This is a genomic window from Xanthobacter autotrophicus (assembly GCF_030015065.1).
Lineage (GTDB): Bacteria > Pseudomonadota > Alphaproteobacteria > Rhizobiales > Xanthobacteraceae > Xanthobacter > Xanthobacter autotrophicus_D.
This window is the reverse complement of the sequence record NZ_JAIVFN010000577.1, coordinates 1-383: the sequence shown is the minus strand read 5'-3', so window position 1 is coordinate 383 and position 383 is coordinate 1. Positions and strand designations below refer to the sequence as shown.

At 67.4% G+C, this 383-nt stretch carries 1 protein-coding gene; it reads right to left on the bottom strand.

All coding sequences use genetic code 11. The annotated features are described in order from the left end of the window. Positions 1-213, bottom strand: a 213-nt coding sequence (locus K9U40_RS24590) for a hypothetical protein (protein ID WP_257080580.1), incomplete at its 3' end; no start/stop codon positions are given. Positions 214-383 lie beyond the last annotated feature (170 nt).

The following is a 383-nucleotide window of genomic DNA, read 5'->3' as shown; positions in this document are numbered from 1 at the left end:
GTCCAGCCCGTTGTCGTGGGCCAGCAGCAGGGCCTGCAGCGTGAAGTACGGATCGCTCGCCTGGCCTCCGTGCAGGATGGTGATGATCCCGGTGTCTCCTCCGTAGCCCCGCAGATCCAGCTGCGGCGGAGCACCGGCTTGCGCCGATGCCACGGAGAATAACGCGGCCGCGGTGCGGAGGATGGAGAAGGCTTTCATGGCAAGGCTTTTCATGTGTGCTTCACCATGCCGATTTCGTGCGCCCAGAGCGTGCCGTGCACGGTGGCACCTTCCTCGGCCACGATGCAGCGCCCGCTCACCGTCGTCAGCGCATCGTGCAGCCCCACCACGGTGCGGGTGCCGAGCAGCACGTCGCCCTCGCATACCACCGGCCCGAGCACCAG